The following is a 23,633-nucleotide window of genomic DNA, read 5'->3' as shown; positions in this document are numbered from 1 at the left end:
GGGCTGCGCCCACGTGCCAGGCTGCAGCCAATGCAGCAGCGTGGCACGCGTGACTGCGGCGGTTCTAGCGCCTTTGCATCACAATGGCCGTGCCGCCGGAACGATCACTTCCGGCTTGATCGCTCCCACCCCGTTGCTGCCTTGCAGCTGGCAGCAATTGCTCAATGCGGTCAGCGCCGAGTCGTAGCCGATCATCGCGCTGCCGTCGCTGTCGGACGCATAGAGCACCCTGCCGCCCGTACGCGTGGCCAGTGCACGCGCGATGGCTGGCGTGGTATCGAACAATTTGATGAAGCACCGAGCAATGCCAGCTGGCCGCTACGCGTTTCCAGCGCGGCGGTGACGGTCGCCGATGATGCGCTGCGCGTGGTGCGCGCGACAGCGTCCGCCGCGGCGCTGGTATCGAGATAGATCGCGTGGCGATCGACGCGGGCAACCGGTACGCTCGCGCTGGTCTGCGTGCTTCTTAGCGATTGGGTGGCCGCAGTGCCGCGCGTGGCGTCGGCCAGCTGTACCACCGCTGCTGGAATCACCCGGAAACTGGCACGGTCCACCACAACGGTTTGTCCAGTTGCGGCAGCACGCAGGCGCGCGCGATCGAACACCTGTGCCGAGCCGGGTGCAGATACGCTGGCAGCAACGATGCCCAGCAATGTGATCAGAGAAGTTTTCATGTCAGTGGCCCACCACGCGCATTTCGAATTCCTGCAGTTGTTCCTTGCCGTTGTCGGCCAGCATGTCGTCCACCTCCAATGTCCAGCGACCGGCTGACGGTTCGTCCAGGAAGGCATTGCTGGAGGTCAGGAAGACCACGAAGCCATCACCCGGGTCAAGCGTGGAGAACGGCGTCATCACGGTGTTGCGGGTGCCGCTGGGCGACACCAGTACGGCGCGCAGTTGACGAGGATTCTTGTGCGTCCCTGCAAAATATAGCTGTACGCCTTCCACCTTGAAGGACTGCTTGATGTCGATCGCCAATGTCGCTGGCGTGCCGATACCGCCGATGGTGCTGCTTTTGCCGTGATAGACGGTCCACTCGGTGTCTTGCATTGCAGGCAGCGGAGTGAAATGCACCGCACGCTCCACCGCCACGGCTGCATCCACCAGACCGAAGCCATACCAGTTGCTGAAACGATGGCCGGCCGCGTTGGTGATCCAGGCGGGCTCGATCACGGCGTCCTTGTAGAACGCCTTGGCTTGATGGGGATCGACCTGTACCGCCGTCGTTGCCAGGATGTATTTGACATCGCGCAGCGTCAGCTGCGGGTTGGCGCTGAGCATCAGCGCGGCGACGCCTGCAACCGTTGGTACGGAGGCAGAGGTGCCATTCATGCGTGCGCTGCAGTTGCACGAGGCATCGGTGTCGGCCAAGCCGGCCGGCATGCTGCCTGACGTGGAACGGCCGCAGGGATCAGCCTGCGGCCGGTGTATTTACATCGGTTGCATGACCGCCTGCATGACCACCAGCGCCGCCTGCGCGACACCGGTGCTGCGCTGCAGGCTGGGTAGTGCACGCTGGGCTTGTTCCACCGATACATAGGTGATCACCGCGCTGCCGTCCACCGTCGAGGTGTAGGCAATGGTTCCGCCGGTGCTGGCAGCCAGCGATGTCGCCGTGGCCGGTGTCGTGCCGGTGAGTTTCACCTGCGGGTTGACCAGCACGACACGACCATTGCGCTCATTCACCGCAGCGGCGATGGGGCGTTCAGCGTTGGTGGCAAGACTGCGTGCAGCACCCGCTGGCGCATCCAGTACCACCGCATACGGCCCGATGCGCGCGACGACCTTGTCGCTGGGAGCCACTGCAGCCGTCATGCCGGCGTTAGTTGCCGATCGCTGCGCTGCTGTGGGGTTCCGTTGCGGCATGTGCTCGCTCACCACTTTGCCCGGCAGCATGCGGAAGGTGTCCGCTCCGGACGTGAAACGCACGCCGGTCGCTGCCGCACGCAGGGTCTTGGCATCCACGTATTGCACTGCCTGGGCAGCACCGGTTGCGGCAATGGACAGCGTCAACACGCAAGCAAGAATGATCGGTTTCATATCAGTGCCCCACGATGCGAAGTTTGAAAGCGTTGAGTGCAGCAGTGCTCCTGGGATCGCTCATATCGGTGACTTCCAGGGTCCAGATGCCACGCGATTTTTCATCCAGAAACGCATTGCTGGAGGTCAGGTCGATGTAGAACCCCGTCTGTGCATAAGCAGCCGGATCCAGGACAGAAAACGGCGTGGCGACCACGCTGCGCGTCCCGCTCGGCGACACCAGCACCACACGCAGGTTGGACGGCGTCTTGTGCGCCGACTGCAGCGACAGCTGCACCGCTTCCACCTTCGTCGCCTGCTGCACGCGGATGCGCAGTTTGCCCGGGCGCGCCGGGCCACCGATTTGGCTGGCCGCGTCGGTGGAGCTGACCCACTGGGTGTCGCGCATGGGCGGCAGCGGCTTGAAATATCGCGCCTTGTAGACCGCGGCCGCGGCATCGGCCAGGCCGAAGCCGTACCAATTGCTGAAACGGTGCCCGGCTGCGTTGGTGATCCAGCCCGGATCGATCACGCTGCCCTGGTAGACCACCTGCGGCTGCCATGGGTCGATCTGGCGCGCGGTTGTCGCAAGAATATATTTAACGTCGCGTGCGCTCAGGCTCGAGTTGGCACTGAGGATCAACGCAGCCACGCCAGAGACGGTGGGTGCTGCAGCCGAGGTGCCATCCATGATCGCGTTGTAGTTGCACGACGCATCGATCTTCGACTTGCTGCCGTCCAATGCGTTGTAGACCACGTCGGGATCTTCGACGTTGTCGCCAGCTGCGCAGCCGCTGAGATCGGTGGTGACAATCGCCGGATCGTAGGCATAAGGCGCCGAGTACGGGGAAAAGGTCGACGCTGCGTTGGGATAGAACTTGCGTTGAAAGCCGAACTCGCCACCGAGGCCGGAGACCCACAACGCAGAGCCTGTGGACGAATACGAGGCATGGGTGCCCTTGGCATTCACACTGGCCACGACGATGGTTTCGGGCAGATTTGCCAACGGATCGATGTTGGCCAGCGAGCAGCCGACTTTCAATGCACGCGTTTGTTCGCTGCAGATATTGACGCGGTTTCCGTTTTCGTCTGGCGCAAGGAGCCCCAGGAAGCTATTGCCTGCAGATTTGACATAAATGCCGCCAAGGCCTCCACGTGTCGAATCCATCAATGCTTGCCAGGTGCGCTGGTCTTCCGGAGAAAAATCCAAATAGAACGGGGTAGGCGAGTTCGACCAGCTGTTGTTGAAGACATCGATGTTGCGCGCCTCCGGACCATCGCCCCATGCATACCGGATGCTGGAATCGGTTTCCGAAGAATCGCGTGCAAGAAGGTCGAATCCTGCCAGTTGCACTTCTGGCGCCACACCGCGTCCGCCGCGGCCATTCCAACCCACCGCACCGATGATGCCGCCGATGGACGTGCCGTGACCGTTGCTCGGGTCGGTCGGCGTGGTGTCGTGCGACCCATCGCCGAAATTGTGCGATCCGTTTGGCAGGATGTTGTCTGCCAGATCTTCATGGCCCAATTCCAGCCCATCGTCTACCACGCCGACCCGCACGCCGCGGCCGCGAATGCCCAGGGTATGCAGGATGTCGACATCCATGTCCACGCCGGCGACCGGACGGCTGTCGCCAATCACGGCCTGCCCTTGATTGGAGAGATGCCACTGGTACCGCAGCAACGGGTCGTTGCCATTGGCCTTGGCTGTGGCGCTAGTGCTGGCGTTGGGAGTGGCCGGGGTGGTGGCAGCCGCTGCCTGCATGGCAGCAAGGACCGACAGCGGCGTGCTGCCGGTGAGGAGGACAACGTGCAACAGCGCGAGAGGTCGTCTGCGAAAAGAGTTCATTCCGTTTGATTCCAGTCAAAGGGTGGGCGCCGTCGAAGTGACACAGTCCTCCATCAGGCCAACCGCGCGATCGGCCCTTGCAACTGCTCCACTCCACGCAGCTCGCGCCTGTGAAGCCGGTGTTGGTGGAGCCGGAAAGAGGAATGCGAATGGAAGGACCCGGCAAGTATCAGTCGGGTCCGAACAGCCCGTCAGGCAACGCGATCTACGAGCCGAGCTGCACCGCAGGCATTCAGATGCCGCGTGTGGATGCCCGGGGTGTGCGACATCGATGCAAAGAGGCAGCAACAAGCGCCATGTGCGTTTATCCCAGTTGAGTTACAAAGCGCATTTCTGCCGATGCAAAGCTGCGGCCAGGTCCTGCGTCGGCTCCCCTGTGCGTGTTGACGCAGCCGATGTTGTCGATGCGTCTGCATCAACAACACCTGGATTAGAAATGGGGGCAGCATTGTCTGCAACGCATGCGCGCTTCGACATCTTCGTGACACGCCGCGCAATTTATGACTGGCGTGTCGGCTGATGCGTTGCATGCGAAGTTCTGCCGACGAAAAGTGCAGAAAAATTTGGCGGCGGCGGTCATTTCGATCGAAATAAGCGATCGCGATGCGTCGTTGTGCTTCGCCTGCGGTGCTGTTTGCTTCCGCACCGTTCTCACGGTGTTGCAGCGTATGTCGCGTGTGGCAACAACGCATGGGGCTCGCAGCGTTTGGCAACGTCGGCGATGGCCCGGGCATGCCGGTGCCACCAGGCTGCGACTCGATGCATGCGGTGGCGAGGTTGCGCGCAGCAGTCTCCACTGCTGCGCGGCTCAGCGTGTGGCGGCGGACTACCAGCGGTACGCCACCGACAGTTGGTACTGCCGCCCGGCGATGGGGCGGCCCATGAAGACACGGCCGGTGGCTGCGCCAGGCACGCGCACGTTGCCTTCGGTCAGGCCCAGCGTGTCGGTGACGTTGCTGCCGCTGGCCGCCACGTCCCAATGGTCGCCAACATGCAGGTTGGCGCCGATATCCAGCATGCCGTACGAGGGCAGGCGCTGGCTGTTGGCCAGGTCCGCAAAGCGCTCGCCGATGTACGAATAGGTAGCAAACACCTTGAGGTCGCCGAACGGCAGCATCCAGTAATAGCTGGGCGTGATGCGGAACTGGCGCTTGGGTTGGCGCATCACCTGATTGCCGGTGAACTCGCGGTAGTTGCGATATTTCGCATCCAGCCACACCCCGATACCGGCCAGCTCGAAGCCGCCGAACGGCCGGATTGCCCCCTCCACTTCCAGGCCACGTGCGCGCGAATCGCCCATTGCGGTGAAGTTCTCGCCATTGGCAAGGAATGCCTGGAACGGCGAGTTCTTGAAGGTGTTGTAGAACGCGGTGAGATACAGGTCGTAGACGCTTGTGCCTGACTTCAAACCCAGCTCGTATTGATCCACGTCCTGCACGCGGTTCTGTCCATCGCGCAGGTTGTCGAAGCCGGGAAACTTCACCCCGGAGTTGACCCGCGCAAACAGGCTGTTGTTCTGGTCTAGCGTGAAGTTCAGGCCGGCTGTCCACGAGAACGCTTCATCGTCCTGATCGATGCGCCGCGTGGTCGCCAGCGCCAGTGAGGTGGCGTTGTCGTACAACGTGGCCGGGTTGCCATCCAGATCCACGGTCGTGGTGTCGTGGACATCGCCGGTGACGCTCTGGCGCTCGTAGCGTGCGCCCAGGTCCAGGCGCAGGCGTTCGCTCAGCTCCCATTCGTCGGCGACGAAGGCGGCGATGTTTTCGCCGTCGTAGTTGGCGCGCAGGTTCAAGAACGCGGTACTGGTGAACCCCTGGCGCGTGGCCTGGCGGCCATCGTCCAACGTTACATCGATGCGGCGCGCGTTGTTTTGCGCGGTGAGCAGCATGGTGTTGCCCAGGTACCAGGTATCGGCAGACGAATACTTGGCGTAATACGCGCCCGCGGTCAGCGTATTGCCGGCAAACAGCTCGCGGCTCAGACGCAGGTCGTTGGTAAAGGAATTCAGGCGCTTGTCCACCGACCACCAACCGGCTTCGAGCACCTGCTGGTTCGGATCCACCGTGCCCCCGCCATTGGTGTAACTGGCGCTTCCGCCGCTGCCGTAACCGGCAATGAAATCGCTCAGGCGTTGTGGCGCATCGCCGGTAAAGAGCGCGTAGGTCGGCGCGCTGCCGCTGATCACGTTGAAGCGGTCGGCAACGGTCCAGCCGCCGCTTTCCCAGTTCCATTCGCCGCCGAACACGTCGATGTTGACGCCGCGCCCGTCGGCCAGATCGCGCCGCAGCGTCTGGCCGTTGGGGCCGATCAGCAGATCCACATTGCGGAAGTCGCGGCCGAGCAGGGTGCCGGTCTGCGCATTCAACCCGGGAAAGCTGGACAGGTCGTTGCCGTTGTTGCGCGACAGCAGCGGAATGGCGGTATAGAACGCGTTGTTATCGTCGGTGTGGCGCGCATAGAACGACAGCTCGCCGCTGTCCCAACGCTTGCTCAACGTTGCGCTGAACTGGCCGCCCTTGTCGGCAGCGAACTGCGGGTCGCGCACGCCATCGGTTTCGCGGAAAAAGCCGCCCACGCTGTAGTACCAACCATTGCCCATCGGCCCGCTGTTGAACACATCGATGCGGCGCAAGGCGTTGTTACCGCCGGTCAGGCGCACGCTGCCTTCGGGTTCGTCCTGGCCTTTTTTCTGGATGAAATTGACGGTCAGGCCGGGCTGGCCGTTGGAGAAGATCGGACTGGAGCCACCGCGCAGCACTTCCATGCGTTCGACAGTGTCATCGACACGGAATAGCGTGGAATTCTCTAGGAATGACAAGGTCGGCGGCGGGAATAGCGGTGAGCCATCCAGTTGCATGGTCACGAACGGCGCATCGCCTTCGGATGGCATGCCGCGCACGAAGATGTTGGCGCCGGTGCCGCCACCGCTGGGCTCGGCCCACACGCCAGGCACGATCTTGAGCAGGTCGGCAGTGCTTTGCGGCACCGCCTACTGGATCTGTTCCGGGCTGGCCGTGGTGATCGAAAAGCTGGCGTCGCGCTTGGCCAAGCCCTTGAAGCGCGCGGTGTCGCTGACGATGACCGCATCCAGCGTGGTGGCCTCTTGATTGCCTGCTGCGGGCGTGGCGGTTTGCGTGCGGCCATCGGGTGCCATCAGTGCGGCAGCGACGGCGAGCGAGAGGGTGTAGCGGGGCGATGAAAAACGCATGCGCAAGGCTCCTTGTTTAGGTCAAGAACGCTGCCGAGCCATGCGGCGGTGTGCAGGCATCGGCAGCCAGTGCACGCGCGCGCCCGCTATCGCGTCGCTTGCGCCCCCTGTCAGCGCAGTGCTAATGAAGTTTTAATCCCGGATGCGCCGTAGCCTGTTGTGCGACGCAGCAGCATGGGCAGCGATTTCTGTTGGGAACAAGGCGGCACTTGCGTGTAGCGCGTCGGTGCTCCCGTCCTGTGCGCCGTGCGGCTCCACGCGATGGCGAACGCGACTGCAGCCACGGTGCAGCGCGCTGCCGGACGCGCTGATGGGTCGGCAACGCGCTTAAAAAAGGCCGCCCGAAGGCGGCCTTCCTTCCAGTCAGCAGGGGAGAGAGCCTGCTGTCAGAAGAACAGGCGCACGCCGAACGAGGCGCTGCGGCCAGGAAGCATCACATCGTCCTTGAGGAAGGAGGTGTGCACGCGTGCGTCCTGATTGGTCAGGTTATTGCCGTCCAGGAACACTTCCCACGCCGTGCTGCGGTGGTCTACGTGATATGCCAGATGTGCATCGACGAAGGTGTAGCCATCGGTCGGCGTTTCGTTCACCGCCACCTTGTCCTGCTTCATGGTCCGGGTGGCGCCGACCGATGCGCGCCACTGCTGGGCATCCCAGCGCAGCTGCGCACCGAAGCGGCCCGGTGCAATCCGCGGCAGGTTGCCGCCATCGTTCAGGCGCGCATGCACGGTATCGCCGAACACGCGCAGGTCCCAGGCACCATTATCGTTGTTGGCCAGGTGGAAGGTGGACTCGCCTTCGAAACCGTGGAAGACCGCGTCGGCCTGGGTCCATTGGCGGATCGGCAGGAAGTCGTTGTCTTCTTCGTTGAACCACTGGCCGCCGGTGTCGACGATGTAGACGAAGTCGTTGTAGCGGTTGTAGTACGCCGCCACCTTGGCATCCACCCATGCGTTCTGGAAGTTCAAACCCAGCTCGGCTTGGTTGGCCTTCTCGGTCTTCAGATCGGCGCCGCCGATTTCGAAGGCAAGGGTGGCGATGTGCGGACCATTGGCGAACAGTTCTTCTTCGGCCGGCGCGCGCTCGGCGTGGTCCAGGTTGGCGGTCAGACGCCATTGTTCGTTGAAGCGGAAACCGCCGCTGGCCGAGAAGCTGGTCGGAGTGAAATCGCGGTCCACGCCGATATCGGTCTGGTACTTGACCTTGTCCACGCGCGCGCCGACTTCGGCGGTGACGCGCTCCCAGCTGTTGCGCGCCACGGCGAATGCACCGAGCGAACGCGTATCGGTCTTGGGCACGAAGGATTCTTCGCCGATCGCCTGGAAGGTGGTATCGCTGCCCTGCAGGCCGAACGCGGTCTGCCAGCCGCCGCCGAAGGTGAACGATGCTTCCACGCGGCCTTCGTTGGCGCGCTTGGTGAACACCGTGCCGACGTCGGCGCCTTCGAATTCGGTATGCGCGTAATCGGTGTGGCCGAAGCTGTAGCGCAGCGCGCTGCCGTCGCCCCACGGATCGGTCAGCCCACCCTTGAGGTCGTAGCGGTCCTGCTGCAGTTTCAGCGACACGCCGCGCTCGCCGATGGACGGGTCGCCCGGCTCGCCGGGGTTGCCATAGTTGTCGCGGAAACGCGCTGCCGACAGGCCCACAAAGCCCCAGTCGCCGGACAGCGATGCACCGATCGAGCCCACCTTGGAATCGATCCAGCTGTTGAGCTGGCGGCCCTTCGGCGTGTCGTAGTCGTTCTGGTTGCGATACACGCCATCGGCATGGATCGACAGGCCGCTGCCATTGCCGGCATCGACGCGGAACATGTCGGTGTTGCCGTCCTTGTCACCGCCGTCCAAGCGCACTTCGGCGCGCCCGCTGAAGCCGTCCACCGGGGTCTCGGCGATGCGCCCGTCGACCACGTTGACCACGCCGCCGATGGCGCCGGAGCCGTACAACAGGGTCGAAGGACCCTTCAGTACTTCGATCTGGTTGGCCAGGAACGGCTCGATCGCCAGGGAATGGTCCTGGCTGACCGTGGACACGTCCTGGGTGGACAGGCCGTCGCGCAACATTGCCACGCGCGGGCCGTCCAGGCCGCGGATGATCGGCCGGCCGACGCCGGGCCCGAAGTTGGAACTCTGCACGCCGAGCAGGCTGGCCACGGTTTCGCCCAGGCTGGAACTGCGCACCTCGTCCAGGCGCTCGCCGGCCAGCACTTCCACCGGGCGGCTCAACTCTCACCGGCCTCATCGCGCAACGGGCTGGCGGTGACCACCACCTTGTCCAGATCCTTGATATGACGTCCACTGGAGGGGCTGGCATCGTGGCGTGTGTCCGAACTGGGCGGGGTCTGCCCATCGGCAGCGACCGGAGCGTCCTCGGCCATGGCCAGGGCAGGGGTCAGCAGGCTGGCTAGGGCCAGCGAGAGCGCGGAACGGCGGAACGAGGGTGCAAAAGGGAGCATGGTGGGCCGGACTCTGTAATTGTTACTGTGTATCAGTGGTTAAGGCACAGCTTGCCTGCTGCGCCGACGACGAGCCCGCATGGTTGCGCGATGCACCGATGCGGGGCTGGAACAGTAAAATGTTATATTATTCCACGTCGCCACGAGTACCCTGCTGGACGTTATGCCTCTACCAACCCTTCGCCATCTCCTTGACCGCTTCGGCGCAACCGGCTCGCTGCTGTGCGCCGTGCACTGTGCGGTATTGCCACTGGTGCTGGCGCTGGCGCCTTCGCTGGGCCTGTCGTTCTGGCTGGGCGATGGCGTGGAACGGGCCATCGTGGTGTTCGTGACGCTGCTGGGCCTTTTCAGCCTGGTGCTCGGCTATCGCCGGCACAAAGCGCTGCACGCACTGGCGTTGCTGCTGCCCGGTCTGGCGTTGCTGTGGCTGGGCCTGCTGTACGACCCGCTCCATCATTCGGTGGTGCCGCACGCGGTGGTGATGACGCTGGGTGGCGCTCTGGTCGGTATCGCCCATCTGGTCAATCTGCGCCTGAACCACGGGCATGGGCATGTCCACGACGCCAGCTGCGCGCACTAAGAACCGCTCATGCTGCAGCGATGCCGGCTCTTGGGCCCGAGGGCTGCACGCAGAATCGAAATCTGCTGTTCGTCCATTCGGGCCGCTCCTTGGCGTCCGCGCCCGATCGCAGCGCGGCGCGCCACTGCTCGCAGTGTGCTGCAAGCAACCAGCTCGGCCGGGCGGCCGGGCGCTGCCGAGCTACGCGCGCCGGGGCTGCCGTGGTAGGCTTGTCGGCCTTGCGCGAGGGCGACGCCGGCGAAACCTCGCCAGACCTGTGCCAGCACGGGAATTTGTATTCACATTCAGGAGTCGACGAAATGGGTAAGGGTGACTGTAAGACCGCCAAGGGCAAGCGCTACAACGCCAGCTACGGCAATTCGCGTTCGCACGCGGTGAGCAAGGTTGTCGTGGGTGCAGCTGCCCCGGTTGCCAAGAAGGGCGTGGTCAAGGCCCCGGCCAAGAAGGCCGTCGCCAAGAAGACCGTCGCCAAGGCCGGCTGATCCCGGCTAGCTTCGCGACACCAGAACGCGGCGCTTGCGCCGCGTTTTTCATTTTGCAGGCCGGTCGTTTACGCTCCCGGCCGGCCCATCAATGTGCGCCCATGTGCGCAGGATGCCGGCGGCGATATGCGCTAGAAGCGGTCAATGACGCTGATGCCGAGGTCGCGCGTAGCGTCCATGCCGGTCAGCACCGCAATGGCCTCGTCCAGGCCCACCCTTTTGCCGATGAGCCGGTGTGGTGCGATCTTCCCGGCCTGGATCATCTCTAGCATGGCATCGTACCGCCACGCCTGCATCCCGTGGCTGCCGTAGATCTCCAGTTCGTGGCCGATCACCTGCGCCATCGGGATCCTGGGCGTGGCGTGTTCGCCCAGCATCAGTCCCACCTGGACATGACGGCCGCGCCGCCGCAGGTTGCTGATGGAGTTGAAACAGGTCGCGGGGCTGCCGAGCGCATCGATGGAAACGTGCGCGCCGCCTTTGGTGATCTCGCGAATCGCCTCCACCGTGTCGGCCGCTTTCGACGCGTTGACCGTTGCGACCGCGCCGCATTCGACGGCGAATGCCAGCTTGTCGTCGAAGATGTCCACCGCAATCACCTGCGCTCCCAGTGACGCTGCAATCATCACTGCCGAAAGCCCGACGCCGCCGCAGCCATGTACCACGACCCATTCGCCAGGGCCGGTTCTGGCCTGATCGACCACGGCCCGAAACGAGGTGGCAAACCGGCATCCCAGGCTTGCCGCCGTCGCACTGTCGATGCTTTCCGGCAGTCTGACCAGATTCGTTTCGGCAAAATCGATCGCGACATATTCGGCGAACGATCCCCATGCGGTGAAGCCGGGCTGGAACTGGTTCGAGCACACTTGTTGATTGCCGCCGTGGCACTGCGCACAGCGCCCGCACCCGGACACGAACGGCACGGTGACCCTGGTGCCGATCGCAAAGCCCGAGATGCGTTTTCCCAAGGCGACCACTTCGCCGGCGAACTCATGTCCCGGCACGTGCGGCAATGCAATGTCCGGATCGTGCCCCATCCAGCCGTGCCAATCGCTGCGGCAGATGCCGGTGGCCGCCACTTTGATCACCACGCCGTCATCGCTTGGCGTCGGGTCGGGGAGTTGCAGAATTTTCGGAACATGTTCGAAACGCTCGAAGTGCATTGCACGCATACATAACCTCGGGAAGCAGCACGATGAAGAGGGGATCTACCGCGCTGCACCGCTGGCGAGCGGTGCGGCAGCTTATGTTCGTGGTGGGGCGTCGTCCTGGCCGCTGTTTCCGGCCAATGTCTGGAGCCGCGACGTTGACGCGCGCTCTGCAGCGGGAGCGGGCACCGGCACCGGCACGGCCAACACTTGCTCGGCCAGGCCGCGATAGATCGGCTTCTTGCAGACCAGCCCGGAGACTGCACGCGCGATCAGCACGGTGGCCAGGATCGGCAGCAGCATCTGGCCGGTGTCGGTGAGTTCCAGCGAAATTACCGCCGAGGTCAGCGGCGCCTGGGTCACGCCGGTGAGATAGGCGCACATGCCCAGCAGCACAAAGGTGCGCGGGTCCACGCTGGGCATCAGCACCGAGAGGTTGTGACCGATGCCGGCACCCACTGCCAGCGCCGGCGAAAACAGGCCACCCGGGATGCCGGCCAGATACGAGACCAGATTGGCGATGAGTTTCATCATGCCGAACTCGTGGCCCACCACCGCATGCCCCTGCACCAGGCTGCGTGCCTGTTCGTAGCCGGTGCCGAACGCGCCTTGCCCGAACACGACCGCAAGCCCGACCAGGGCAAGGCCACACAGTGCAGCCAGCAACACCGGATGCCGTTGGCGCAGCGCGCCCAACCAGCGCGGTTTGCCGCTGACGCTGGCCAGCACCATCCGCGCGAAGATGCCGCCGAATAACCCGGCCACGCTGCCGCACAAGGCAATCGCCAACCAGGCCTGGCCCAACGGCAAGGCCACCGCCACCTTGCCGAAATAGGTGTAGTTGCCCAGCAGGCCTAGTGACACCACCCCGCCGACGATCACCGCGGTGAGCAAGGTGCCGGAAAAGCGGTGCTCGAAGCGCCCGCTTAGTTCTTCAATCGCAAAGACCACGCCCGCTAGCGGCGTATTGAACGCGGCCGCGATGCCGGCGGCGCCGCCGGCGAGCAGAAAATGCGAGAGCTCGCGTGTGTCGCGAAAACCGAAACAGCGCCCGAACACATGCATCAGGCTGGCGCCGACATGCACGGTGGGTCCTTCGCGTCCTACCGATGCGCCGCCGAGCAGCGACAAGGTGGTCAGCGCGAGCTTGCCAACCGACACGCGCAGCGAGAGGTTGCTGTCGCGAAACGCCGGGTCCGGGTGCTCCAGCGCCGCGATCACCTGCGGAATGCCGCTGCCGCGCGTGGGCCGCAGCGCACCGGAGGTGAGCCAGGCGAGCAGGGCGAAGATGCCCGGCGTCAGCAGCAATGCCCACCAGATCGAGTGTGCGGTAATGCGTTGAAAGAGATGAAAGGCCGCGTCGCTGGCCTTGGCGAACACGATCGCCACCAGCGCTACCGCAATCGCGCCGCCCCACAGTGCAGCGCGACGACGCCAGCCTTCGTTGGACAACAGCGGCCGCGAGCGACGCGGCGGGGGATTGGAACCAGACATCGCATCATTGTCGCACTGCCGGGCCGCAGCGGTGTCTACAGCGATCCACATTCCTGCGCTGTCGCCAACATGAGGTGCGCGGCGGCGACGTGGGGCGAGATCTTCCCTGCGTGCGCATTTTCGGCGTTGATGCCGCCCGCTTACGCGCGGCAGCGGCGTTGCGGATGCCGGTCGCCGTTACCTGGCGTCGGCTGCCGGCTGCATGCGCAGGGCTGGCAGCAAGGTTGCCGGGTTGCCGTCGTTGGGTGCGGCCGCAATCCCCAGCAGCCGGGTCATCAGCGCATAGACATCCACGTTGTCCAAGCCCGGCAGTGTCCTGCCCTGCGCCAGATCGGGGCCTTGCGCCAGGAACACCGCGCGCATCGACGGCAATGCCGGATCGAAGCCGTGCGAGCCACGCGTGCCTTGGTGCGCGCGTTTGGCAAGCTTGTCCGGGAATAGGGCATCCCAGCCTGCGTGCATCTGGCACACGATCGACGGAATGCGCGGGTGGCTACCGTACTGCCAGCGTGCCGGCAGCTCCGCCTTGCGCCAGCAGTCGTAGTGGTCGTGCGCACCAAGCACGCTGGCCTCGGCAGCGGCCCGTTGCCCTGGCAGTGGCTCCAACCCGATCACCTGGCCGTCGATGACGGCGGTGGCGATCTGCGGTGGCGCGATGTCTTCCACGCTGATAGCATGCCCTGGCGCCACCTCGGCCATGCCATGGTCGGAGACCACGATGATGTTGGTGCGCGCACGCGTGCCATCGCGTTGTATGCCTGCCAGCAGCCGGCCGATGGCCGCATCCACAGCGCGCACGGCATCGGCGTATTCGCGCGATTCCGGGCCGTGGTCGTGGCCGGCTTCGTCCACATGTTCGAAGTACAGCGTGACGAGGCGATTGCGCCGGGCGCCGTCGGCTTTGGAGCCAGCCCCGCACCGCGTCCACCCGCGTGTCCAGGCGCACGCCTTTTGGGTAATGGCGCCACTGCGCCGGGCGCGCGCCCTTGATCGCCGCCTCGCTGCCTGGCCACGACCAGGTGGCCGCATGCTGGCCGGTGCTTTCCACGCCCACCCACACCGGCTCGCCGCCCCACCAGTGCGCATCGCCCACCGCCTCGGGCTTGCTCAACCAAAAATCTCCCAGCGTCGGGTCGCGCATGCTGTTGTGCACGATGCCGTGGTGGTCCGGGCGCAGCCCGGTGACCACGGTGTAGTGATTGGGAAACGTCAGCGACGGATACGACGGCGTCATCCAGCGCGCACGCACGCCTTCGCGTGCCAGTTGCGACAGGTTTGGCGTGATGCCGCGATCGAGCATGTCGGCGTGCAGGCCGTCGATGGAGATCAGCAGCAAGGTGTGCGGCGTGCTGGCGGATGGGGTGTTCGCCGCTGCAGTTGGCAACTGCGTGGGCGCGCTGTGCGCGAATGGCTGGCTGCGACAGGCAGCAAGCAAGGCAAGCGCCGTTGCGGCAACTACAAAACGTCGGTCGATCATGGCGTTAGTTTACGTCGCAGCGATGACGCCGCGACGTCAGCCGCTGCGTAGTGCCGATGTCGGGGCGAACAGATCGTCGGCACGTGCGGCGCTACGTGGCGACCAACCTTCCAACTGCAACAGCGCCTGCTTGGTCGGCAGGCCACCGCCGAAGCCGGTCAACGCGCCATTGGCACCGATCACACGATGGCAGGGCAGCACGATCGGCAGCGGGTTGCGCCCATTGGCAGCGCCCACCGCGCGGCTCGCGGCCGGCTTGCCCACCGCCTGCGCGAGTTGTGCGTAGCTCCAGGTCTGCCCGAACGGAATCTGCGCCAGCGTGCGCCAGACCGTTAGCTGAAACGGCGTGCCGGTCGGCGTCAGCGGCAGATCGAAACTGCGCCGCCCGCCATGCAGGTAATCGAGCAGCTGTTCGCGTGCTGCGCGCACCAGCGGCGCATCGGGGTCGTGCAACCAGCGTGCACGGCCGATGGCGTCGTAGCGGTTCTGCGCGAACAGGATGTGGTGCACGCCGGTGTCGTCGGCGGCCACGCTGAGCGCGCCGATCGGCGAGGGAAAGGTGTCGTAGTACAGGGTGCTCATACGCGGGTGTCGTTGCGGTCGTTGGCCAGATGCCACAGGTGCAGCACGGCGTAGGCGCGCCACGGTCGCCATGCCTGCGAATGCGCTTCGGTGGCGCGTTCGCTCAAACGCGCCGGTGCGCCGAGGACCTGTTGCAGGATCAGATCGCCGGCGGGAAACGCATCCGGATGCGAGAGCGCGCGCATGGCGGTGTAATGCGCGGTCCACGGACCGATCCCGGGTAGCGCGGTGCAGGCGGCGATGAAATCAGCCAGGCGCGCTGCCCGGCACCGAAGTGCAGCTGGCCTTGGGCGCAGGCCGATGCCAGTGCACGCACTGTGGCGGCGCGCGCACGCGGCAGCCCGAGTTGTTCCAGCGGCGCGTCGGCCAACTGTTCGGGCGTGGGAAAGCTGCGATCCAGTCCGGGTGGCATGTCGGCATGATGACCTCCGTGGCGGTCGACCAGCCGCGCTGCCAGCGTTGCCGCGCCGGCCACGCTGATCTGCTGGCCCAGCACCGCGCGCACCGCCACCTCGAAGCCGTCCCAGCCACCGGGCACGCGCAGGCCGGGTCGGCGTGCGATCGCTTCGGCCAGCAGCGGTTCCGGCGCCAGCGTGGCATGCACGGCCTGCAGGTCGGCATCCAGATCGAACAGCCTGCGCACGCGCCGCACGATCTGCGGAATCTGCCGCGGGTCGGTGGCACCGATGCGCAGCAGCAGTTCCGCGTGCTGCGGTGCCGCGCTGACCTCGATCACGCTGGCCTCGCCCGGCGCGCCGATCACGCGACGGTAGCCGTTGGCATCGACCTGCTCGATGCCAGGGATCGCACGGCGCTGCAAAAATGCCAGCATCGCCGGCAGATCCAGCGGCGGGCGATAGCCCAGGCGCAATGTCAGTTCGCCGCCCGGTACCTCGGCACGCTGCTTGCGCAGTGCAGAAGGCGGCATGCCGCAGCCCTGCAGGAAGGCGGCATTGAAGCGGCGCAGGCTGTTGAAGCCGGCCGCGAGCGCGACCTCGGTGACCGGCAAGGCGGTTTCGGTCAGCAGCTGCTTGGCCAGCAGCAACCGATGCGTGCCATGCACCTGGATCGGCGTGGCGCCCAACTGCTGCACGAATTGCCGTTGCAGTTGGCGCGCGCTCACGCCAACCGCATCGGCAAGGGTCTGCACCGGCTGCGCCTGCAGCGCGCCGTCGGCAATCATCGCCAGCGCACGCTGCACGCTTTCTTCGCCCAGATGCTGCTGCGCCTGCGGCGACAGCTCCGGCCGGCAGCGCAGGCACGGCCGGTAGCCGGCGGCGCTGGCCGCCGCGGCAGTGGGGTAGTAACTGATATTGGCCGGCTTGGGCGCCGGCGCCGGGCACACCGGGCGGCAATAGATGCCGGTGCTACGCACGGCGGTGAAAAACAGCCCCTCAAAGCGTGCATCGCGTGCCAGGCGGGCGCGGTCGCATTGGGTTCGGTCGGGCGTTGCGGTCTGCATGGGGCCAGTCTATGCGCTTGCCCCAGCGCCGGCTGGCCGTTTTCGGACAGGGTTGCAGCGGGCCTGCGCGTTCATGGCTGGGTCAACCCATCGACCCATTCAGCCATAGACTGCGGGTGATCTTCGTCGCGCTCCGTGCCCCACATCATGCTGAAATCGGCTTGTCTGTCACTTGCCTGCTTGTTCCTGCTGGCCGCCTGCGATCGGTCGGCGACCTCCGCCGATGCAGCGGTTGCGCAGCAAAGTGGCGCAGGGCAGGCGGGCGATGGCGATCACATGGTGTCGGTGGATACGCCCGACCCGGTACTGCCGCCGCGCCCGCGCACGCAGGCGGGCGCGGCGGGCTGGCCGCAGGCGGAACTGGAATCGGGCCAGGCCTGGATCAGCTGCGCGACCGATTACAGCCGCGAGGCCGGCGACGGCACGTTGCTGCCGGCACTGGACCGGGCCAGCGTGGAAGCGGCGTTGGCGCCGTGCCGCGAGACCGGGCTGGTGCGGGTGCGCTATGCCGGCAAGATCAACGCAGGGTTTGCCGCGCTGGTGTGGCGTCTGGCGTCGGTCGCCGAGCAGTGGAAGTTGCCGCATCGCATCCTGGACCTGGATTCCAGCGGCGGGCAGGTGGAAGCGGCGATCCGCGCCGGCGACACCATCGGCGAATCCAACTGGACCATCTGGGTGCGCGAAGGCGCGATCTGCCACAGCGCCTGCGTATTCGTGCTGGCGGCTGGCGACAACCGCCTGGTCGCCGGCAAGGTCGGGATTCACCGCATGATGCGGATCAGTTCCAAGGCGACCTCGCGCGCCGAGCTCAATCGCGAACTGCGCGAGGTCTACGGCAACGTCAAGGATTACCTGGAGCGCAACGGCGTGGCGGTGGCGGTGGCCGACCTGATGATGACCGTGCCCAACCGCAGCCTGCGCCTGCTCACCATGGAAGAGTTGTGCGAATACGGGCTGGATGGCACCAACGCCGTGCAGGACGATCTGGAACGCATCCGCCAGATGCGCAAGTGCGGCGATGCCTTCGTACGCCGCAAGGACGCGTTTCTGGTCGCCTTCGACCAGAAGTGCAAGGGCGAGGGCGCGGACCTGGATACGGTCAATGCCTGCGGCCTGGCCTTGAAGCAGCGTTTCGGCTTTCCGGATGCGGCCTGCCCGGAAGAAAGCCCGCTGGCCGAAACCGATGCCGCGGCGCTGCCGGCCAGCCCAACGGCCGAGACGCAGACCGATGAGGCGCAGCGCGACCAGACACAGAACGGCCAGGTCCAGTGTGATGCCGCGGCCGCTGGAACACCTGCAGCCGAGCCGGAAGCGGCACCAGCGCAGGATGCTGCCCAGGCTGACCCGCCCTCGGCCACGCACCCCGACGGCTGAGTGCAGCGATGGGCTTCACGCGTATCGCACTGCGCGCTGCCTATCGTCGCTGCATCACAACCGAGCCGGTGGCGTATGCGAGGCAAGACCAAGGGTGTGTTACTGGCATATCTCCCGTCGGCCCTGTTGGTGCTGGTTGGCTTCGGCGTGGCCGAGTTGCTGCGTCTGGCCGCTGCCGCCATGCACGAACAATGGCCGGCGACACTGGCAACGTGGCTGAGTCTGGCGGCGCTGATTGCCGCGATCGCGCGTGCCTTCTGGGTCAGTTGGCGTCTGTGGCGGCCGCGTGGCGTGGCGGCTGTTCCGCCGGCTCCCGGGGGCGAGGTCTAGCGCGCGCAGACAACGGCGATGGGACCTCACTGGTGCGGGCCTGTGAGGGATGTGCGCTTGTTAACTTCAAGGCATGGCCGCATGCGTGCGTACCTAGCCGATGCCGACATCAGCAGCATTCCTGCACACTCCAAACAGAAGGATGACAACGCCGCTGCCAGACCTGATGACGTCGAATGCGCGCGGCCGTGGCCGGACTTCCCTGCTCGCCGCTCGCGCGCTCGATCAGTGTGTTTTCGAAAAGCCCCGCGTCAGCGCTTGCCCTGTTGTCTTCAGCGCCGTCCCCGAGCCTGCACTAAAGCTTGTGTTGCGCACGACGCATTCTAGACTGCGCTACCCACCGAAAGGCGGGCGGCGCCTTCCCTTTCAACCCGATCCGTACAAGGTCCCCGTCCCATGTTTCGTTCTCGTCTGGTTATCGTGTTGGCACTGGCTCCAGCGCTGGCGTTCGCTCAACAACCGCACGCCGCCAGTCGCCCGGCTGGCCCGGCTGCGGGGCAATCGGCAGCTGCAGCGCCCGCAGGGCAGCCGGCGCTCAGCCCGGCGCAGCAGGCGCAGCTGACCAAGCAGAACACCGAAATGACCCAGGCCGCCTTGCGCGTGGCGCAGATGGTGGACGGCAACCAGGTCGCGTCCTTGTGGGATGGCGCGTCTAAGGTGGCCAAGACCGCGGTCAAGCGCGATGTCTTCGTCAGCCAGATCGGCACCGAACGCGCGCGGCTGGGTGCGGTGGTGGGGCGCGGGCAGGGCTCGGTCACGCGGGTCAAGTACGGCCCTGGCGCGCAGGTGCCCGAAGGCCTGTATGTCAACGTGAGCTTCCCGACCCGCTTCGCCAAGGCGCAGCAGCCGGTCCGCGAGCTGGTGTCGTTCCGTCTGGACGAAGACAAGACCTGGCGGTTGGCCGGTTACAGCCTGCGCACGGCGGTGAAGTGATGTTTCCATCGGCCGGGAGAAACGTATGCAACTGACGATCGAGCTGCAGATGCTGGGCTGGGCGATGGTGCTCGGGTTGGTGCAATTGCTGGCCGCCTCGGCCAGCATGACCGCCCAGCGCGGCACCAAGTGGAATGCCAGCGCACGTGATGGCGAGGCCAAGCCGCTCACCGGCGTGGCGGCGCGGTTGGACCGCGCGTTCCGCAACTATCTGGAAACTTTTCCGATCTTCGCGGCCGCCGTGCTGGCGGTGAGCGTGGCCGGGCGCACCAGCGCAGAAACAGCACTTGCCGTGCAGCTCTACCTATGGGCGCGCGTGGCCTATGTGCCGGTGTATGCGGCGGGTATTCCGTACCTGCGCAGCGCCATCTGGGTGGTGTCGTTCTGGGGCATCATCAAACTGGTGCGCGCCCTGCTGGGTAGTTTGATGCGGCGTCGCCGGCAGGTGTGAGTTTCAACCCGGCGCTTGCACCCGCGCCAGGATCGTATCGATTGCCCCGGCGCGTTGCCGGTACGCAGGGCCTCTTCAAGGATCGGGATCACCCACGCGCAGCCGGCCTTGGTCACATCTGTGCGCCAGCCGCCAGGCCAGCCTTCCAGTTCGTGCAAGGCCAGCATCGTGCAGCCGCCACGCTCGGCATGTCCGCCGTGGATGGATTGCTCCAGCCAGAACGGCGTGTCCGAATCGATGGCGATCGAAAAAATATAGACGTCGTGCTTCCGGATCGTCGGCTGAGGGCGCGTTGTTGCGCTGACTGATCTCCACCACTTTCATGCGTCAGGCTCGACATCCGGGTCCAGTGCCAGCACGCGAATTTTCACATCGTCCAACTGCACCAGCTGACCAGGACGGATCTTGGCGGTCTTGCGCAGCTCCTGCACGCCGTCGACGCTGACCGCGCCGCTGGCGACGATCGCCTTGCCCTGGCCGCCGCTGTCGGCAATGCCGGCCAGTTTGAGCAACTGGTTGAGTTCGATGTAGTCGCCGTCCAGGTCGAATTCCAGGTATTGCATGGTGTGCTCGGTCGCAGGGAGGCAGCGATTATCCGCTTACTCGCGCTGGAAACGCGCGATCTGTTCCAGCAGGGTTTCGGTGCGGACGAGGCTGCGGCCGGCATGCGCGGTGTCCAGGCGTTCCAGCCAGGGGTGACCGCTGCGTTGCAGCCGTCGATAGCCCAGCCAGGTACCGAGTCCGCCGAGTACGCCGACCAGCAGGTTGCATAGCAGCCAGGCGTGCGGCAGCGACAGATCGATCGGTGAGGGCGCGCCACGCAGCGTCGCGACCCACAGCACCCAGAACGCCACGCCCAGCCACGGCGCCACGCGCGTGCGCCAGCGCCGCAACTGTGCAAGCGCGCGCTGCGTCTGTAGCAGTGGCCCGGCGAAGTCCAATCGCGACAACAGCCACAGTTGGCGGGCCGCAGACGCTGCCAGCGCAACGCACCACACCTGCAACAACACTCCGCCGACGACCGCTGCCGTCTGATCGGCGAACGCAAGCCAGCTGTGGGCAACGATGCCACTCAGTGTGATGGCGCATAGCAGTTGCGCCGATTGGCTCAGCCACAACGGGCGCAGGTGCGCGCGTGCTGCGTGGTTGCGCAGGTCGCCGAGCAGTTGGCCGGTGAGTGCGGCTTGTTGGTCCAGCCGCTGTTCCAGCGAACGCCAGGCCAGGGCGATGTCGTCCAGTTCCATGTCTTGCTCCGGTTGCGGATTGGTGGGGTTTATAGTTCGGCGCGGATGCGCAATTTCAGGCGGCTAGTTTGGTGGCGACATTGGTTTCGCTGATGCCGAGCACTTCGCCGATCTCGCGATAGCTGTGTTGGTCCAGATAGAGCAACAACAAGCCGCGTTCCAGCGGCGGTTGCTGTGCGATGAAGGCATACAGCGCGGCCACCTGTTGTTCGCGGACAGGGTCGTGCGCATGGGGATCGGCGATGCGATCCACCACCGCATCCAGCGCGATCGGTTCGCCGGCCGCGCGGCGGCCGCGCAGATCGCAGATCGCTGATCGCCACGTTCAAGGCGATGCGGTACATCCAGGTGGAAAAGTGCCGACTCGGGGGTCGTAGCCGGGAAATGCCCGCCATGGTTGCGTGGCGATTTCCTGCGCCAGTTCGTCGCGGTCGTCGTGGCCGCGGCAATAGCTGGCCGCCACCTTTAGCACGATGCCGCGATGCTGCCGCAGCAGGGTGCTGAAGCGGGTGTGCAGGTCTGTGTCCAGGGGCATGGCTCCGGCCGGGCAGGTGAAGGGATGACGTGGAGATGATTCGCGCCGGAGCGCAATTCCTCAGAACCTGAATGGACTGTCACGAAAATTTCGACAGCAAGGGGGCTGAAGAGGCACACTATGCGGCTTTGCGCCTGCCGGCTCTGTGCGGCGCCTCCGGAGTTACCCATGACCCAAGAATCATCCGCGCCGCTGCTGTTTGCAGATCTCGGCCTCTCGGACGCTGTGATGAAGGCCGTTGCAAATGTTGGCTACGAGTCGCCGTCGCCGATCCAGGCTGCCACGATCCCCGCGCTGCTGGCCGGCCGCGACGTGCTCGGCCAGGCCCAGACCGGTACCGGCAAGACCGCCGCGTTCGCGCTGCCGGTGCTGTCCAACGCCGATCTCAACCAGGTCAAGCCGCAGGCGCTGGTGCTGGCCCCGACCCGCGAACTGGCCATCCAGGTTGCCGAGGCGTTCCAGAAATATGCCGAAGCCATTTCCGGCTTCCGCGTGCTGCCGGTGTACGGCGGCCAGCCCTACGCTCAGCAGCTGAGCGCGCTCAAGCGCGGCGTGCATGTGGTGGTCGGCACCCCTGGCCGGGTGATCGATCACCTGGATCGCGGCACCCTGGATCTGTCCCAGCTCAAGACGCTGGTGCTGGACGAAGCCGACGAAATGCTGCGCATGGGCTTCATCGACGACGTCGAAGCGGTGCTGAAGAAGCTGCCGGAGCAGCGCCAGGTGGCCTTGTTCTCGGCCACCATGCCGCCGGCCATCCGCCGTATCGCGCAGACCTACCTGAAGGACCCGGCCGAAGTCACCATCGCGGCCAAGACCACCACCTCGGCCAACATCCGTCAGCGCTACTGGTGGGTGAGCGGGCTGCACAAGCTGGATGCGTTGACCCGCATTCTCGAGGTCGAGCCGTTCGACGGCATGATCATCTTCGCGCGCACCAAGGCGGCCACCGAAGAACTGGCGCAGAAGCTGCAGGCGCGCGGCATGGCGGCAGCGGCCATCAACGGCGACATGCAGCAGGCGGCGCGTGAGAAGGCCATTGCCCAGCTCAAGGACGGCAAGCTGGACATTCTGGTCGCCACCGACGTGGCCGCCCGCGGCCTGGACGTGGAACGCATCAGCCACGTGCTGAACTACGACATTCCCTACGACACTGAAAGCTACGTGCACCGCATCGGTCGTACCGGCCGTGCCGGGCGTACCGGCGACGCAATCCTGTTCGTGACGCCGCGCGAAAAGGGCATGCTGCGTTCGATCGAGCGCGCCACCCGCCAGCCGATCGAAGAAATGCAGCTGCCGAGCGTGGACGCGGTCAACGACACCCGCGTGGCCCGTTTCATGACCCGCATTACCGAGACCCTGGCCGGCGGCCAGATCGACATGTACCGCGACCTGCTGCAGCGCTATGAGGCCGAAAACAACGTGCCGGTGATCGATATCGCCGCCGCGCTGGCCAAGTTGCTGCAGGGCGATGCGCCGTTCCTGCTGACCCCGCCGGTGCGTGGTGCGCGCGAGGACACCGCACCGCGCGAGCGTCATGAGCGTGCCGACCGCGGCGATCGCCCGCGCTTCGAACCGAAGTTCGAGCGTGGCCTGCGCGCCGACGGGGAGCGCCCCGCACGTCCGCCGCGCGGTGACGATGCCGGCGGCGAGCGCCCGCGCCGCGAGCCGGCCCCACGTGGGGAGCCGGAGTTCGGCATGGAGAGCTACCGCATCGAAGTGGGCCACAGCCACGGCGTGAAGCCGGCCAACATCGTTGGCGCGATCGCCAACGAAGCCGGGCTGGAAAGCCGCTATATCGGTCGTATCGACATCCAGGACGATTATTCGATCCTGGATCTGCCGGCCGACATGCCGCGCGAACTGCTCGCCCACCTGAAGAAGGTCTGGGTGTCCGGTCAGCAGCTCCACATGCGCAAGCTGGAAGACGGTGAAGCGGCCGGTGCGGCGTCCAAGCCGCGCTTTCCGCGTGGCGGCAAGCCCTCCGGTCGTCCGAACGGCCCGGGCCGTTCG

The 23,633-nt window shown here is 65.5% G+C and carries 14 protein-coding genes and 8 pseudogenes; 7 read left to right on the top strand and 15 right to left on the bottom strand.

The window, feature by feature from the left end:
- Positions 1-78: 78 nt before the first annotated feature.
- The 6 genes and pseudogenes from XAXN_RS04745 to XAXN_RS04720 form a co-directional block, all read right to left on the bottom strand.
- Positions 79-674, bottom strand: a pseudogene (locus XAXN_RS04745) (hypothetical protein).
- Position 675: 1 nt separating this feature from the next.
- Positions 676-1,368: pseudogene (locus tag XAXN_RS04740) on the bottom strand (proprotein convertase P-domain-containing protein); the annotation flags it as partial.
- A 63-nt stretch (positions 1,369-1,431) separates the two neighbouring features.
- Positions 1,432-2,040 carry a hypothetical protein gene (locus XAXN_RS04735; protein WP_054318689.1) on the bottom strand — a complete coding sequence of 203 codons (609 nt, stop codon included), beginning with the start codon at positions 2,038-2,040 and terminating at the stop codon, positions 1,432-1,434.
- Position 2,041: 1 nt separating this feature from the next.
- Positions 2,042-3,868: a S8 family peptidase gene (locus tag XAXN_RS04730; RefSeq protein WP_054318688.1), complete on the bottom strand. Its 1,827-nt coding sequence runs from the start codon at positions 3,866-3,868 to the stop codon at positions 2,042-2,044.
- An 826-nt stretch (positions 3,869-4,694) separates the two neighbouring features.
- Positions 4,695-7,076: pseudogene (locus XAXN_RS04725) on the bottom strand (TonB-dependent receptor).
- A 386-nt stretch (positions 7,077-7,462) separates the two neighbouring features.
- Positions 7,463-9,528 (bottom strand): annotated as a pseudogene (locus tag XAXN_RS04720) (TonB-dependent receptor).
- 163 nt (positions 9,529-9,691) lie between these two features.
- Between XAXN_RS04720 and XAXN_RS04715 the strand changes: the two are divergent.
- Entirely contained in the window at positions 9,692-10,108 is a 417-nt protein-coding gene (locus tag XAXN_RS04715; RefSeq protein ID WP_054318687.1) for a MerC domain-containing protein, read from the top strand.
- 299 nt (positions 10,109-10,407) lie between these two features.
- The gene (locus tag XAXN_RS04710; RefSeq protein ID WP_054318699.1) at positions 10,408-10,590 is read left to right on the top strand and encodes a 30S ribosomal protein THX; all 183 of its coding nucleotides are present in this window, start codon (positions 10,408-10,410) and stop codon (positions 10,588-10,590) included.
- A gap of 131 nt (positions 10,591-10,721) precedes the next feature.
- Here XAXN_RS04710 and XAXN_RS04705 read toward each other — a convergent pair whose 3' ends face one another.
- The 5 genes and pseudogenes from XAXN_RS04705 to XAXN_RS04685 form a co-directional block, all read right to left on the bottom strand.
- Positions 10,722-11,762, bottom strand: coding sequence for a zinc-dependent alcohol dehydrogenase family protein (locus tag XAXN_RS04705; protein ID WP_054318686.1), 1,041 nt, complete (start codon positions 11,760-11,762; stop codon positions 10,722-10,724).
- 72 nt (positions 11,763-11,834) lie between these two features.
- Positions 11,835-13,232: a chloride channel protein gene (locus XAXN_RS04700; RefSeq protein ID WP_054318685.1), complete on the bottom strand. Its 1,398-nt coding sequence runs from the start codon at positions 13,230-13,232 to the stop codon at positions 11,835-11,837.
- A gap of 177 nt (positions 13,233-13,409) precedes the next feature.
- Positions 13,410-14,709 (bottom strand): annotated as a pseudogene (locus tag XAXN_RS04695) (alkaline phosphatase family protein).
- Between the two features lie 36 nt (positions 14,710-14,745).
- A complete protein-coding gene (locus tag XAXN_RS04690; protein WP_054318684.1) occupies positions 14,746-15,291 on the bottom strand; it encodes a methylated-DNA--[protein]-cysteine S-methyltransferase in 546 nt (181 codons plus the stop codon).
- Positions 15,288-16,753 (bottom strand): annotated as a pseudogene (locus XAXN_RS04685) (AlkA N-terminal domain-containing protein). The gene XAXN_RS04690 and the pseudogene XAXN_RS04685 overlap by 4 nt, the downstream one beginning before the upstream one ends.
- A 147-nt stretch (positions 16,754-16,900) precedes the next feature.
- On the opposite strand from XAXN_RS04685, the gene XAXN_RS04680 reads away from it, so the two are divergent.
- The 4 genes from XAXN_RS04680 (at position 16,901) to XAXN_RS04665 (ending at position 19,841) form a co-directional block, all read left to right on the top strand.
- Entirely contained in the window at positions 16,901-18,127 is a 1,227-nt protein-coding gene (locus XAXN_RS04680) for a COG3904 family protein (protein WP_054318683.1), read from the top strand.
- Between the two features lie 75 nt (positions 18,128-18,202).
- Complete coding sequence (locus XAXN_RS04675) at positions 18,203-18,457, top strand: hypothetical protein (protein ID WP_054318682.1); 255 nt, start codon at positions 18,203-18,205, stop codon at positions 18,455-18,457.
- A gap of 396 nt (positions 18,458-18,853) precedes the next feature.
- Positions 18,854-19,390: a DUF4019 domain-containing protein gene (locus XAXN_RS04670; RefSeq protein ID WP_054318681.1), complete on the top strand. Its 537-nt coding sequence runs from the start codon at positions 18,854-18,856 to the stop codon at positions 19,388-19,390.
- A 25-nt stretch (positions 19,391-19,415) separates the two neighbouring features.
- A complete protein-coding gene (locus XAXN_RS04665; RefSeq protein ID WP_054318680.1) occupies positions 19,416-19,841 on the top strand; it encodes an MAPEG family protein in 426 nt (141 codons plus the stop codon).
- Positions 19,842-19,844: 3 nt separating this feature from the next.
- On the opposite strand, the pseudogene XAXN_RS04660 reads toward XAXN_RS04665, so the two are convergent.
- The 4 genes and pseudogenes from XAXN_RS04660 to XAXN_RS04645 all read right to left on the bottom strand — a co-directional run bounded on the left by XAXN_RS04660 (position 19,845) and on the right by XAXN_RS04645 (position 21,620).
- Positions 19,845-20,165, bottom strand: a pseudogene (locus XAXN_RS04660) (hypothetical protein).
- Positions 20,162-20,404 (bottom strand): RNA-binding S4 domain-containing protein, encoded by a 243-nt coding sequence (locus XAXN_RS04655; protein WP_054318679.1) that lies wholly within the window; start codon positions 20,402-20,404, stop codon positions 20,162-20,164. The pseudogene XAXN_RS04660 and the gene XAXN_RS04655 overlap by 4 nt, the downstream one beginning before the upstream one ends.
- 36 nt (positions 20,405-20,440) lie before the next feature.
- A complete protein-coding gene (locus tag XAXN_RS04650) occupies positions 20,441-21,085 on the bottom strand; it encodes a hypothetical protein (RefSeq protein ID WP_054318678.1) in 645 nt (214 codons plus the stop codon).
- Between the two features lie 29 nt (positions 21,086-21,114).
- Positions 21,115-21,620: pseudogene (locus XAXN_RS04645) on the bottom strand (RNA polymerase sigma factor).
- Between the two features lie 168 nt (positions 21,621-21,788).
- Here XAXN_RS04645 and XAXN_RS04640 point away from each other — a divergent pair.
- Positions 21,789-23,633: DEAD/DEAH box helicase (locus XAXN_RS04640; RefSeq protein WP_054318677.1), on the top strand; the 1,845-nt coding region annotated here is incomplete at its 3' end.

Origin of the sequence: Xanthomonas axonopodis (assembly GCF_001304695.1) — a bacterium.
Classification (GTDB): domain Bacteria; phylum Pseudomonadota; class Gammaproteobacteria; order Xanthomonadales; family Xanthomonadaceae; genus Xanthomonas; species Xanthomonas axonopodis.
The sequence above is the reverse complement of the archived record's forward strand: the minus strand, read 5'-3'. Positions and strand labels throughout refer to the sequence as shown.